The sequence below is a fragment of the Faecalibacterium duncaniae genome, assembly GCF_010509575.1.
Classification (GTDB): Bacteria; Bacillota; Clostridia; order Oscillospirales; family Ruminococcaceae; genus Faecalibacterium; species Faecalibacterium duncaniae.
The window spans coordinates 1,946,959-1,960,242 of the sequence record NZ_CP048437.1 but is presented as its reverse complement, the minus strand read 5'-3'; the positions used below and the strand labels follow the sequence as shown (position 1 = coordinate 1,960,242).

Here is a 13,284-nt window from a genome sequence, read left to right as displayed (position 1 = left end):
AGCAAGACTATGAAAACTATGATCTCCCGCCGCGGCTTCCTGTGCGCTGCCGGCATCGCATCCGCATCTGCTGTTCTGACCGCCTGCGGCGGCTCCTCCAGCAGCACTGCATCTTCTACCGCATCCTCCGCTGCCGCCTCCTCTGAGGCTGCCTCCGGCGAGAGCGTGGAGCTGATCGTTTTTGCTGCCGCCTCCCTGACCGAGACCCTGAGCGCCATTGCCGAGACCTACTCCGCAGAGAACCCCGGCGTGACCTTCAGCTTCAACTTTGACTCTTCCGGAACCCTCAAGACCCAGATCCAGGAGGGTGCGGACTGCGACCTGTTCATCTCCGCCGGTCAGAAGCAGATGAACCAGCTGGACAGCACCGCTTCCGCTGAGGGGAACACCGAGGGCCTGGACTTTGTGGATGCCGAAAGCCGTGTGGATCTGCTGGAGAACAAGGTCGTGCTCTGTGTGCCTGAGGGCAGCAACAAGGGCATTGACAGCTTCGACAGCCTGGCCGAGCACCTGAAGGCAGAGGATATCCTGTTCTGCATGGGCAACAGTGATGTGCCCGTGGGTCAGTACACCCAGAAGATCCTGGCCTACTACGATCTGGATGAGGCAGCTCTGGCTGCTGCCGGTGTCATCACCTACGGCTCCAACGTCAAGGAAGTCACCACCCAGGTCAGCGAGGCCAGCGTGGATGCCGGTGTCGTTTACTGCACCGATGCGTACAGCGCCGGTCTGACCCCCGTGGACGAGGCTACCAAGGAAATGTGCGGCCAGGTCATCTACCCCGCCGCTGTGATGAAGAACGCTCTCCATGCCGAGGCTGCCAAGGAGTTCCTGGCTTACCTGCGCACCGACAAGGCTGCGACCGTGTTCGAGAGCGTCGGCTTCACCGCACTGTAAGCATCCGCTGGGGGAATGGTATGGACTGGTATCCCTTATGGAACAGCCTGCGCATTGCGCTGATCAGCTGCGCAGCAGTGTTCTTTTTAGGCATCTTTGCGGCCTACTACATTGCAAAGCTCCCGCGCGTGCTCAAGGGCGTGCTGGATGTGGTGCTTACCCTGCCCATGGTGCTGCCGCCCACGGTCGTGGGATATTTCCTGCTGCTGCTGTTCGGCGCAAAAAGGCCGCTGGGCATCTTTTTCATGGAACATTTCGGCGTGAAGCTGGTGATGAACTGGTACAGCGCCATCTTTGCTTCCATCGTGGTGGCCTTTCCGCTGATGTACCGCACGGCTCGCGGTGCCTTTGAGAGTTTTGACGAAACGCTGGCCTGGTCGGCACAGACGCTGGGGCTTTCCAACACATGGATCTTCTGGCGGGTGCGAATGCCCTGCTGCCGTCAGGGCATTCTGGCCGGTACGGTGCTGGCCTTTGCCCGTGCGCTGGGCGAATATGGTGCCACCAGCATGATCGCAGGCTACACGCCGGGCAAGACGGCCACCATTGCAACCACGGTCTACCAGCTCTGGCGCACCAACGATGAAGCCGGGGCCATGCAGTGGGTGCTGGTGGATATCGTTATCTCGGCGGTGGTGCTGCTGGCAGTGAACCTGCTGGAACGCAGGCAGAAGCAGGGAGGAAAGCACACATGAGCCTGGAAGTAAATGTGACCAAGCGGTTTGATGGCTTTACCCTCCACGCTGCGTTTACGGCGGGGGATACTGCCACCGCCCTTCTGGGTGCGTCCGGCTGCGGCAAAAGCATGACCCTGCGCTGCATTGCAGGCATCGTCCGGCCGGACGAGGGGCGCATCGTGCTGGATGGCCGGGTGCTGTTCGACAGCGCTCAGGGCATCGACCTGCCGCCCCAGCAGCGCAATGTGGGTCTGCTGTTCCAGAACTACGCCCTGTTCCCCAACATGACCGTGGAACAGAATATCCTCAGCGCACTGAAAAAGGAAAAGGACCCTGCCGCCCGCAGGGCCGCCTGTGCCGAGGCATTGCGGGCCATGCGGCTGGAGGAACTGGCCAAGCGCCTGCCCGGCGCGCTTTCAGGCGGGCAGCAGCAGCGTGCCGCCCTGGCCCGCATCCTGGCGGCCAAGCCCCGCATCCTGATGCTGGACGAGCCGTTCAGCGCGCTGGACAGCTACCTGCGCGAGGAGGTAGAGGGGGAAGTGGGCAGCCTGCTGGCCGGGTTTGCGGGCACGGCCCTGCTGGTGACCCACAACCGGGACGAGGCCTACCGCCTGTGCAGGGAGATGATCGTGATGGACAGCGGCGAGGTGCTCCGGGCAGGCACGACCAAGGAGGTCTTTGCCGACCCCCGCACCCGTGCTGCCGCCCGCCTGACCGGCTGCAAGAACATTCTGCCCTGCACCCGGGTGGGGGAGCATACCGTTCATCTGGCGGGCTGGGAACAGCCGCTGACCGTGGCTCTGCCGGTGCCCGAGGGCTGCCGCGCCGTGGGCATCCGCGCCCATGACTTTGCACCCTGCGCTCCCGGCACCCCCAACAGCCTGCCGGTGCAGGCTGTCTCCACCAGTGAGAATCCCTTTGACTGGAACATGATCTTCACCCTGCCCGGCGGTGAGGCCCGCCTGTGGTGGAAGGTGTCCAAGGAGACATTGGCGGCCCCGCCGCCAAAAGCACCCGCCTGCCTTACTGCCGCCCCGGAAAATATCATGCCGCTGATCTGAGGCAAAAAATCGTTTTCTCCCTGCTCCCGAAACAGAAATACGGAGCAGGGAGAATTTTTTTGAAAAAAGTACTTGACTTTATCAAGTGATGCAATTATACTAGACCTTGTCAAGTAAAGGAGATGCAAAGAGTGATCCAATCGACCATATCCTTCTACGTGATGGAGTTTTACAAGCAGTTCGCAGCCTACACCACCCAGCAGCTGCAGGAGTTTGGCCTGAGCTTTGGTATGATGTATTTTGTGATCTACGTGGGCAAACATCCCGGCTGCACCCCGGCTGAGATGACCAAAAAACTGCACCTGGACTGGGGCCACTGCCAGCGCAGCGTGATCAAGCTGGTGGAAGATGGCTTTATGACCCGGGAAAAGCAGGGCCGCAGTTATCATTTGGGGCTGACCCCGGCGGGTGAGAGAGCATTCCGGACCTGCCACCAGGTATTTTTCGATTGGGATGCACAAAATTTGAGCGGGCTGACCGAAGAGGAACAGCACCAGCTCCTGAGCCTGCTGCAAAAGGCAGCACGGACGAGGAAAGAGAGTGTGTAACATGTACGACACCATCCTGAGCCCCATTGATTACGGTGGAATGCAGCTGAAGAACCGCATTATCTTTGCCCCCACCACCTTCGGCCTTTCGGACGAGGAATATCTGGCAGAGATGGAGCGGCTGGCCAAGGGCGGCTGCGCCATGATCATCATCGGCGACGTGCCGGTGGCCAAGAGCCGGTTTGAGAAGTCCCTGTTTGACAAAAAGGGCTTTGCTTTCTATCAGCAGATCTGCGAGACTGCCCACAAATACGACTGCAAGGTCTGCGCCCAGCTCCACCAGACCGATACCGACATGATGTCCATCATCAAGTGCATCCCGGGGATGCTGATGAAAAAGATCACCCCCGACCAGCTGCGGGAGCGGATGAACGATGCCGTGGGCCCCTACATCACCAAGATGTCCCAGAAAAAGATCCATCAGATCATCGCGGGCTTTGGCAAGGCTGCTGTGCTGGCAAAGCAGGCGGGCTTTGACATGGTGCAGGTGCACGGCGACCGGATGTGCGGCAGCTTCTCTTCCGCCATCTTCAACCACCGCACCGATGAATACGGCGGCAGTGCCGAGCGCCGCGCCCGCTTTGCCGTGGAAGCTGTCAAGGCAGTGCACGCCGCTGTGCCCGGCATGGCCATTGACTACAAGCTGGCTGTCCGGCAGGAGAACCCCCATTACGGCAACGCCGGTGTGGTGGAGGAGGAACTGGCCGTGTTCGTGCCCCTGCTGGTGCAGGCAGGCGTGACCAGCTTCCATGTGACACTGGCCAACCACTCTGCGCTGGAAAACACCATCCCGTCGGCCAGCCACCCCGAGTTCAAGGAGACCGGCTGCTTCCTCAAGTTCTGCGATGAGGTGCGCCGGTATACCAGCGTGCCGCTCTGCGGTGTGGGCGGCCTGAACGACCCCGATTTTGTGGAGCAGCAGCTTGCCAGCGGCCGCATCCAGTGCGCGGCAATGTGCCGCCAGCTGCTGGCCGACCCCAACTGGGTCAACAAACTGCAGAGCGGCAATGCGGCAAAGATCCACCGCTGTGTTCGCTGCAACAAAAAGTGCCTGGGCGGCCTGATCGCCCATCAGGGCACCCGCTGTGTCTATGATGCCCTGAACGCAAAAGAACAGGGCAGCATCTGATCTCAAAGAGAATAAAGGAGAATGACCATGAGCTACGCCATCGTTTTCAGCAGCAAGACCGGCAACACCCGCCTGCTGGCCGACACCCTTCGCGCAAGCTTGCCCCAGAATGAGTGCACCTACTTCGGAGCACCGGCCCCGGAGGCACTGGAGGCTGAGACCCTTTACATCGGCTTCTGGACGGACAAGGGCCATGCCGATGACACCCTCACCGCCTTTTTGCAGACCCTGAAGGGGAAGCGGGTCTTTTTGTTCGGCACCGCAGGCTTTGGCGGCAGTGCGGAATATTTCGAGCAGATCCTGGCAGCGGTGCAGAAATCGCTGGATGAGAGCAACACGGTCATTGGAACCTATATGTGCCAGGGCAAGATGCCCATGATTGTGCGCCAGCAGTACGAAAAGATGCTGCAGCAGCCCAACCATGCACCCAACCTCGAGATGCTGATCGAGAACTTTGACAAGGCGCTGGCTCACCCGGATGCCGCAGACCTCGACCTGCTGCGCAAAAAGGCGGCAGAGGTGCAGGCATAACGGAAGAACTCTTCAAAAAAGCAGATTTTTTGAGAAAGCTGCTCCAAAACAGTTGACAGGTTCTGTCCGATGTGGTAGGATAGCGTCGAGGAAATGGAAACGGCTCCTCAAGGTGAATTGAATATTCTCGGCAAAACAGTCGAAAGGCTGTGACGCAAAGCTACAGGGCCTGTAAAATGGCAGCCAGCTGCTTCTCAAAGAAATCTTTCTTTGGGCGACCTGCTTAGATTTTCTAGGTGTTGTTTTGCTGAGTGTATTGCAGAACAACACCTTTTTTCGTTCTCAAATTTCTTCCCAAAAGAAGAAAGGCACGCAAAACTGAATATCCTCGGCAAAGCAGTCGAAAGGCTGTGACGCAAAGCTATAGGGCCTGTAAAATGGCAGCCAGTTGCTTCTCATCACCTGAGGGTCTCCACAGCGGAGAATGGGTGTTGAGTGACCTTCATCTGAAGCATCAGATGTCGATTGCCGAGTATACCAGCAATCGACACCTTTTTTCATGGGGTAACACAAAAGAGGTTCAACACCATGCGTAACGCTTCGATGAAAGTCCTGAAGAATCTGGTCTGCTGCGCCGCATTCATCTGCCTGATGTTTGTTCTGGCAATGCCCGCACACGCAGCTTCCAAGGCCGATGAGCTGCTGCAGCTCGTCAACGCAGAGCGTGCACAGGCTGGTGTGGCTCCTCTGAGCATGGGCAGCAGCGCACTGAATGCTGCCGCACAGGCCCGTGCAAAAGAACTTACCGTCAATTACTCCTACAACCGCCCCAATGGCAGCCGCGAGTTCACCATCCTGCCGGAGTACGGTGTGGACGATGTTTCCGTGGGCGAGAACTACTGGGCAGCTGCTGAGGATGCTTCGGATGTGGTCGCCGCCTGGAATCGCTACGATTTCTTCAAGGAGCGGATGCTGGACAAGGATGCCACCTCCGTTGGCATTGGCTACTACGAGGGCGGCGAGTATGGCAATTACTGGGTGATGATCTTCACCTACGCCCGCGGCACCAGTGAGAACGGTTTTGCACAGGAAGTGCTGGCGCTGGTCAACGCTGAGCGTGCAAAGGAAAATCTGGCACCTCTGGCTATGGGCGATGCCAAGCTGCAGGCCGCCGCCGATGAGCGCGCAAAGGAAGTGGCAAAGGTCGCTTCCCACACCCGCCCCGATGGCACCAACTGTTTCACCGTGCTGAAGGAGTACGGTGTGTCTGATACCGCCACCGGCGAGAATGCCGCCTGGGGCGAGACCACGCCCGAAAAAGTCGTTGCAGACTGGATGGCTTCGGAAGGCCACCGTGTCAATATCATGGACCCCGCCGCCAAGTATATGTGCCTTGGCTACAACTACGATGCCAATTCTCAGTGGGGCCACAACTGGATCCAGATCTTCGCAAAGTAAGCGGATGACTTCCATTGAGCGTTGTACGATGAAATAAAATAAAGCAAAAAGAGATGCACCCCGCTCCCTGAACCGGTTTCAGGAAGGCAGGGTGCATCTCTTTTGTTTTTTATTCTGCTGCCATCTCAGCCACATCCTCGGGGCTGAAATCGCCCAAGGGCAGGATGAGCCGGCCCAGCGTCTCCTGCGGCAGGGCGGCAAGCCGGGCACTCTCGTCCGCAATTTCGGCAGGGCAGAGGACGTGCACGCCGTCTGCACCGGTCTCTACCCGGGCGCGGTGGCCGGTGGCAATGTACTGGATGCCCAGCCGGTCAGCCGCCGCCAGCAGGGCGGGGAAGCGCAGGTCGGCCGGGGCAGCGGTCTCCTCGGCCAGCTGGCTGGCCAGTTCGCTGGCATTCAGGGTGATGCACTCGATGCCCAGAGCCTTGGCGGCTTCCTTGGCGGCATCCACAACGGGGTCATCGGTGCACAGACGCACCACAGCGCCCATCACCGCAAAGCCCTGCTGCTGTAAAATGCGGACAGCTGCTTTGCAGCCCGTGCCGCCGCACAGGCCCACCAGCACCTTGTCCTGCTGCTCATAGGTATCGAACCCGCTGCCGGGCAGAAATGTATCGCTCATCGTCCCTGTCTCCCTCCGTGTGCCTGACTTTGTGCCACGGCCAGCTGGTCGCAGCGCTCGTTTTCCGGGTGGCCTGCGTGGCCCTTGACCCAGACATAGGTGATCTTGTGCCGGGCTTCCTGCTCCAATGCCTGTTCCCACAGGTCGGGGTTCAGGGCAGGGGAGCCGTCGGACTTTTTCCAGCCCCGGCGCTTCCAGCCCCTGGCCCAGCCCTTTTCCAGCCCATTGATGACGTACTGGCTGTCAGAGCACAGCCTCACCTCACAGGGCTCCTTGAGCTGGCGCAGGGCCTCGATAAAGGCGGTCAGCTCCATCCGGTTGTTGGTGGTGGAAGCATCGCCGCCGCTGAGCTCTTTTTCGTAGACCTTGCCGTTGAAGCGGTAGCGCAGCACTGCACCCCAGCCGCCCGGGCCGGGGTTGCCGCTGCACGCGCCATCGGTGTAAACTTCGACTTGTTTCATCTGTTTCTCCCGGAACTTGAATTTTTGGATACCTCTATTTAGAGCTATTTTTCCGGTTCTGTCAAGAGGAAAACGTATCATCCCCGGCTTTTCCGGCAAAGCTTTGAATTGACAAAGTGGACAAGAAATACTATACTGTTTGTAACAAAATGCGTATAGGGGCGCACCGATGCGGTGTGTCCGGCCGGAACGGGGCAGTGCCGCGGTCGCATCGAACAGATGGACTGACAGGGCAGAAATTACTCCGTTCCGGCCATCCCAGTGCCGAAAACGGGCATGGAAGCGAAAAATTCTATACGATGGTTTCGATGGGAGCGGCGGTGCGTTTGCTGCTCCTTCACAGCAGACAGGCCGCTCGCAAAGGGGTGTGCCTGCGTTTTGTAATTGATTTTGGAGGTACCGCATGGCACAGGTCAAAGAACAGAACCCGGCTCAGGCTCAGAACAATCCGAACAGAAACAGTGAATCCGGCGGGGAAAAGCGTACCCGCACCCGCCGCCCTTATTATAACCGGCGGCCCCGCCGCGCACAGCAGCCCAAGGAGGCCGCTGTGCCCATCCACATCTACCCGCTGGGCGGTCTGGGCGAAGTGGGCAAGAACATGACCGTGTATGAGTGCAACGGGGATATGATCATTGTGGACTGCGGCCTTGTATTCCCGGACAGTGAGATGTACGGCGTGGACATGGTCATCCCCGACTTTACCTTTGTGGTGCAGAATAAGGACAAGATCAAGGGACTGCTCATCACCCACGGCCACGAAGACCACATCGGCAGCATTCCCTACCTGCTGCAGAAGTTTGATCTGCCCATCTACGGCACCCGGCTGACCTGCGGCCTCATCCGGAACAAGCTGGAGGAGTTTGGCCTGGCAGGCAAGACCAAGTTCGTGGAGATCACCCCCAAACAGAAGATCAAGCTGGGCTGCTTTACCGTGGAGCCCATCCATGTCAACCACTCCATCCCCGATTCCGTGGCCTTTGCCATTGACAGCCCCGCCGGAACGATCATCCAGACCGGCGACTTCAAGATCGATTACACCCCGCTGGCCTGCGGCGTGACCGACCTGACCACCCTTTCGGAGTATGGTCAGAAGGGTGTTCTGGCTCTGCTGAGCGATTCCACCAACGCCGAGCGCCCGGGCTTTACCGCCACGGAGCAGAAGGTGGCCGCCGGTGTCCGCAACCTGTTTGCCCGTGCCCGGAACAAGCGCATCATCATTGCGACCTTTGCGTCCAATATCTACCGCGTCCAGCAGATCATTGATCTGGCCGTGGAGGATGGCCGCAAGGTGGCGTTCAGCGGCCGCAGCATGGTCAATAACACTGCCATGGCGCAGGAGCTGGGCTATATGCACATCCCCGAGGGCACCCTTATCAGTGTGGATGAGCTGAACCAGTACCCGCCGGAGCAGGTGGTGCTGATCACCACCGGCAGCCAGGGCGAGCCCCTGAGCGCCCTTTCCCGCATGGCCTCCTGCAGCCACCGCCAGGTGCGGGTGGGCCCCGGCGACTTCATCATCATCTCCGCCAACCCCATTCCCGGCAACGAGAAGAGCGTGACCAAGATCGTCAACGGTCTGCTCCTGCTGGGTGCGGAGGTCATCTACGAGAGCATGTATGATGTCCATGTTTCCGGCCACGCCTGCCAGGAGGAGCAGAAGCTGATGCTCACCCTGACCAGACCCAAGTATTTCCTGCCCGTGCACGGCGAGTACAAGCAGCTGAAAAAGCATGCCCTGACCGCCGCGTCTCTGGGCATTCCCACCAGCAACATCCTCATTGCCGAGAACGGCTCCAACGTTATCCTGAGCCGGGACGAGATCAAGCTGGGCGAGCCTGTCACCGCCGGTGCTGTGATGGTGGACGGCCTGGGCGTGGGCGATGTGGGCAATGTGGTCCTGCGTGACCGCAAGCATCTCTCTGAGGACGGTCTGGTCATCATTGTGGCTACCGTGGACAGCAAGACCGGCAAGGTGCTGGCCGGGCCTGACCTTGTGAGCCGCGGCTTTGTCTATGTGCGCGAGAACGAGAGCCTGATGGACGGGGCCCAGAGCATTGTGGAAAACGCGCTGGATCGCTGCGTGGAAGAGCATGTGCGCGACTGGAACAGCGTCAAGACCCGGGTGCGTGAGGCGCTGAGCAGCTATATTTACCGCCGCACCAAGCGCAGCCCGATGATCCTCCCCATTCTGATGGAGGTATAAGCCGGAAGCCGCCCCGCCGGGGCAGGCAGACCAGGAGGCAGAAGATTCCATGAAACAAAAACCGAGATGGACGTTGGAAATGCTGATCGCCGCGCTGGCAGTGCTGTGTGCACTGCTGACACTGGCGCTTCTGGTGCAGCGGCCCGCAGGCTGGCCTGCGCTGGCAGTGCTGGTGGTGCTGTGGGGCATCGGCATCTGCGTTTTCCGGTATCAGCTGCGGCGCTGGACCGCCAAGTGGGTGGCTGGCGGCAGCTTTGAAAATTCCAGGACCCAATACAGCCTGGAATCCCTCTCTCAGCCGGCGGCTCTGCTTTCTGGCGAGACGGTGCTGTGGTATAACAGCCGCTTCCGCACGGCGCTGCTGGGCGGCGAGGACCGGCTTGCAGGCAGGGCACAGAAGCTGCTGCCCGGCCTGGACACCGCACAGGCGCGCACCCCGGAGGGGCAGCAGCTCAATCTGGCCGACGGTGTGTGGAATGTGCACAGCAGTACCGTGCCGGGCGGCAGCGAGAGCATGACGCTGCTCGTGTTCAATGAGGAGACCGCCCTGCGCAGGATCGAAACGGAGTACAAGGCCAGCCGCCCGGGGTACATGGTGTTCCTGGTGGACGGCTACGACGATGTGTTCAGCGATATGCTGGACAGTGAGCGCGCCCGCCTGCTGGAGGGCATCAACCGGGTGCTGGAGGATATGATCGGCCGGGGCACAGGCTTTCTGCGCCGCGTTGCCAGCGGCCGCTATATCGCCGTGGTGGAAGAGCGCCATCTGGAGCAGTATGCCCAGCGCGGCTACGATGTGCTGGATAAGATCCGTGCTCTGGACCCCAGCGTGAACCTGTCCATCTCCATTGGCATCGGGCGCGGAGCCAAGACCCTGCGGGAAGCCCAGGATATGGCCGTGCAGGCGCTGGATATGGCGCAGGGCCGCGGCGGCGATCAGGCCGCTGAGATGACCCCGGACGGCTTCACCTTTTACGGCGGCGTGAGCCACGGCGTGGAAAAGCGCAGCAAGGTGCGCAGCCGCATCGTGGCCGACCAGCTGGTCAGGCTCGTCAAGGAGGCGGACCATGTGGTCATCATGGGCCACCGGATGAGCGATCTGGATGCCATCGGCGCTGCCGAGGGCGTGCTGCGCATCTGCAAGATCTGCGATGTCCCGGCGGTGATCGCCGTCAGACGGGATGCCACACTGGCGGGCAGTCTGATCGATGCCCTGTGCCGGGCCGGCCAGGCGGATGATTTTATCGACCCCAAGGGGGCTTTGCCCATTATCTCCAAGAAAACGCTCTGCGTGGTGGTGGATACATACCAGCTGGGCCTTGTGGAAAGTAAGGAGATCCTGGAAAGGTGCGGCAAGGTGGCTGTCATCGACCACCACCGCAAGGGTGTGGGCTTCATCGAGCATGCAGACCTTGTCTGCCACGAGCCCTATTCCTCCTCGGCCAGTGAACTGGTCACGGAGCTTTTGCAGTATGTGGGCGACCGGGACGACAAGCCCAGCCGGGTGGAGGCAGAGGGCCTGCTCTCGGGCATCATGCTGGATACCCGGGACTTCACCCTGCACACCGGCGTGCGCACGTTTGAAGCTGCCGCCGCTCTGCGCCGCTATGGCGCGGAGACGGAGCGGGTGCGCCAGCTCTTTGATGTGACTATGGTGGAGTACAATGCCAAGGCAGACCTTGTGGAGGCTGCCCAGATGTACCGCAACTGTGCCATCTCGGTGAGCGGCGAGGTGCCCCCCGAGGCCCGTGTGGCCATTGCGCAGGCTGCCAACGACCTGCTGACCATCCAGAATGTGGAGGCTAGCTTTGTGGCTGTGCAGGTGGGGAGCGGCGTGAATATTTCCGCCCGCAGTCTGGGGGCGGTCAATGTTCAGGTCATCATGGAAAGTCTGGGCGGCGGCGGCCACCAGACCATGGCGGCGGCCCAGCTCAAGCATATCACCCCCGAGGCAGCCCGGGCACGCATCCAGACCGCCATCGACCAGTACCGTGAGAGCCAGAAGAAGCCGCTCTCCAAAAATGAACCTGAATCCAGAAAAAAGGAGAAGCAGGGATGAACCATTACGATTATCTCATCGTAGGCGCAGGCCTTTACGGTGCGGTGTTCGCCCAGGAAGCAAAAAAGGCGGGCAAAACATGCCTTGTGATTGATAAGCGCGGCCACGTTGCCGGAAATATCTACACCGAGAAAGTGGAGGGCATACAGGTCCACCGCTATGGGGCCCACATCTTCCACACCAGCAGCAAGGCAGTGTGGCAGTATGTGAACCGGTTCGCAGAGTTCAACCGCTACACCAACAGTCCCGTTGCCAACTATCACGGCGAGATCTACAATCTGCCCTTCAATATGAACACCTTCAATAAGATGTGGGGTGTGGTGACCCCCGCCGAGGCCAAGGCAAAGATCGAGGAGCAGAAGCGGGAAGCGGGCATCACCGACCCGAAAAATCTTGAGGAGCAGGCCATCAGTCTGGTGGGCACGGACATCTACGAAAAGCTCATCAAAGGCTACACCGGCAAGCAGTGGGGCCGCCCCTGCACCGAACTGCCGGCTTTCATCATCAAACGCCTGCCGGTCCGCTTTACCTACGACAACAACTATTTCAACGCGCTGTATCAGGGCATCCCCGATGGCGGCTATACCGCCATGGTGGAAAAGATGCTGGAGGGCATCGAGGTGCGGCTGAATGTGGATTATCTGGCCGACCGGGAGAACCTGAACGCACTGGCCGATAAGGTCGTTTATACCGGCCCGGTGGATGCCTACTTCGGCTACCGTCTGGGCGCGCTGCAGTACCGCAGCGTCCGCTTTGAGACTGAGGTGCTGGATACCGACAACTATCAGGGCAACGCGGTGGTGAACTATACCGATGCGGAAACGCCCTATACCCGGATCATCGAGCACAAGCATTTTGCGTTCGGCACCCAGCCCAAAACGGTGATCAGCCGGGAGTACAGCACCGAGTGGCATCAGGGTGACGAGCCCTATTACCCTGTCAACGATGAAAAGAATGGCGCGCTTTACGCAAAATACAAAGCGCTGGCCGATGCTGAGACAAAGGTCATTTTTGGCGGCCGGTTGGGCGAGTACAAGTATTATGATATGGATAAGGTGATCGAAGCAGCATTGGATGCGGCGGCACGGGAGCTGGGGTAACCCCACTGTCATCGAAGGCGTTGACGCAACGGTCTGAATGCTGTATACTAACCATAGAAATCCACCGGTTCCCCGGTGAGAAGTGAGGGATAACACCATGAAAGTGATTCTGAAGCAGGACGTAAAGGGCATTGGCAAGAAGGATGAGATCCATGAGGTCTCCGACGGCTACGCCCGCAACTTTCTGTTCCCGCGCAAGCTGGCCGCTGTGGCCGATGCTTCTGCGGTGAATATCGCACGCGGCAAGGAGGCCGCTGCGGATTTCCACGAGGCTGAAACTGTGGCCGCCGCACAGGCTGTGGCTGCAAAGATCGAGGGCAAGACCGTGACCATCAAGGCCAAGGGCGGCGCATCCGGCCGCCTGCACGGCAAGGTCACCGGCAAGGAAGTTGCCGAGGCTCTGGCCCAGCTGGCCGGTTCTCCCATTGATAAAAAGAAGATCGAGCTGGAGACCAAGGACATCAAGGATGCCGGTGTGTTCAACGCAAAGGTGCGCCTGTATGTCGGTGTCGTGGCTTCCTTCAAGATCATGGTGGAAGTAGAACAGGCCTGATTGAAACGCCATCTGCGCCCCCTGCCTTCAGGGGGCGTTTTT

The 13,284-nt window shown here is 59.7% G+C and carries 13 protein-coding genes and 2 riboswitches; of the genes, 11 read left to right on the top strand and 2 right to left on the bottom strand.

Annotated elements, in window-relative coordinates; genetic code table 11:
* The first annotated feature begins 9 nt into the window (after nt 1-9).
* The 7 genes from modA to GXM22_RS09480 all read left to right on the top strand — a co-directional run bounded on the left by modA (nt 10) and on the right by GXM22_RS09480 (nt 6,241).
* A complete protein-coding gene (modA, locus tag GXM22_RS09510; protein WP_005931892.1) occupies nt 10-897 on the top strand; it encodes a molybdate ABC transporter substrate-binding protein in 888 nt (295 codons plus the stop codon).
* A 20-nt stretch (nt 898-917) separates the two neighbouring features.
* Nucleotides 918-1,592 carry a molybdate ABC transporter permease subunit gene (gene modB, locus GXM22_RS09505; RefSeq protein WP_005931889.1) on the top strand — a complete coding sequence of 225 codons (675 nt, stop codon included), beginning with the start codon at nt 918-920 and terminating at the stop codon, nt 1,590-1,592.
* Nucleotides 1,589-2,635: a sulfate/molybdate ABC transporter ATP-binding protein gene (locus tag GXM22_RS09500; RefSeq protein ID WP_005931887.1), complete on the top strand. Its 1,047-nt coding sequence runs from the start codon at nt 1,589-1,591 to the stop codon at nt 2,633-2,635. The genes modB and GXM22_RS09500 overlap by 4 nt, the downstream gene beginning before the upstream one ends.
* A gap of 122 nt (nt 2,636-2,757) precedes the next feature.
* Entirely contained in the window at nt 2,758-3,183 is a 426-nt protein-coding gene (gene bilQ / locus GXM22_RS09495) for a bilirubin utilization transcriptional regulator BilQ (protein WP_005931885.1), read from the top strand.
* A 1-nt stretch (nt 3,184) separates the two neighbouring features.
* Nucleotides 3,185-4,312, top strand: coding sequence for a bilirubin reductase (gene bilR, locus GXM22_RS09490; protein ID WP_005931883.1), 1,128 nt, complete (start codon nt 3,185-3,187; stop codon nt 4,310-4,312).
* A 27-nt stretch (nt 4,313-4,339) separates the two neighbouring features.
* Nucleotides 4,340-4,843, top strand: a complete 504-nt coding sequence (gene bilS / locus GXM22_RS09485; protein WP_035393763.1) for a flavodoxin family protein BilS — start codon at nt 4,340-4,342, stop codon at nt 4,841-4,843.
* A gap of 119 nt (nt 4,844-4,962) precedes the next feature.
* Nucleotides 4,963-5,038, top strand: a riboswitch (cyclic di-GMP riboswitch).
* 125 nt (nt 5,039-5,163) lie between these two features.
* Nucleotides 5,164-5,239, top strand: a riboswitch (cyclic di-GMP riboswitch).
* A gap of 132 nt (nt 5,240-5,371) precedes the next feature.
* Complete coding sequence (locus GXM22_RS09480) at nt 5,372-6,241, top strand: CAP domain-containing protein (protein ID WP_099357314.1); 870 nt, start codon at nt 5,372-5,374, stop codon at nt 6,239-6,241.
* 109 nt (nt 6,242-6,350) lie between these two features.
* Here the strand turns inward: GXM22_RS09480 and GXM22_RS09475 are convergent, their stop codons facing one another.
* A complete protein-coding gene (locus tag GXM22_RS09475; protein WP_005931873.1) occupies nt 6,351-6,863 on the bottom strand; it encodes an adenine nucleotide alpha hydrolase family protein in 513 nt (170 codons plus the stop codon).
* Entirely contained in the window at nt 6,860-7,324 is a 465-nt protein-coding gene (rnhA, locus tag GXM22_RS09470; protein ID WP_035393761.1) for a ribonuclease HI, read from the bottom strand. The genes GXM22_RS09475 and rnhA overlap by 4 nt, the downstream gene beginning before the upstream one ends.
* Before the next feature lie 403 nt (nt 7,325-7,727).
* Between rnhA and GXM22_RS09465 the strand changes: the two genes are divergently transcribed.
* From GXM22_RS09465 to rplI, 4 genes are all read left to right on the top strand, one after another.
* On the top strand, nt 7,728-9,530 hold the full coding sequence (locus GXM22_RS09465; protein WP_005931869.1) for a ribonuclease J: 1,803 nt from the start codon (nt 7,728-7,730) through the stop codon (nt 9,528-9,530).
* 49 nt (nt 9,531-9,579) lie between these two features.
* Nucleotides 9,580-11,589: a DHH family phosphoesterase gene (locus GXM22_RS09460; RefSeq protein WP_227611337.1), complete on the top strand. Its 2,010-nt coding sequence runs from the start codon at nt 9,580-9,582 to the stop codon at nt 11,587-11,589.
* Nucleotides 11,586-12,689: a UDP-galactopyranose mutase gene (gene glf / locus GXM22_RS09455; protein WP_099357316.1), complete on the top strand. Its 1,104-nt coding sequence runs from the start codon at nt 11,586-11,588 to the stop codon at nt 12,687-12,689. The genes GXM22_RS09460 and glf overlap by 4 nt, the downstream gene beginning before the upstream one ends.
* A 97-nt stretch (nt 12,690-12,786) precedes the next feature.
* Nucleotides 12,787-13,242 carry a 50S ribosomal protein L9 gene (gene rplI / locus GXM22_RS09450; protein WP_005931857.1) on the top strand — a complete coding sequence of 152 codons (456 nt, stop codon included), beginning with the start codon at nt 12,787-12,789 and terminating at the stop codon, nt 13,240-13,242.
* The last annotated feature ends 42 nt before the right edge of the window (nt 13,243-13,284 follow it).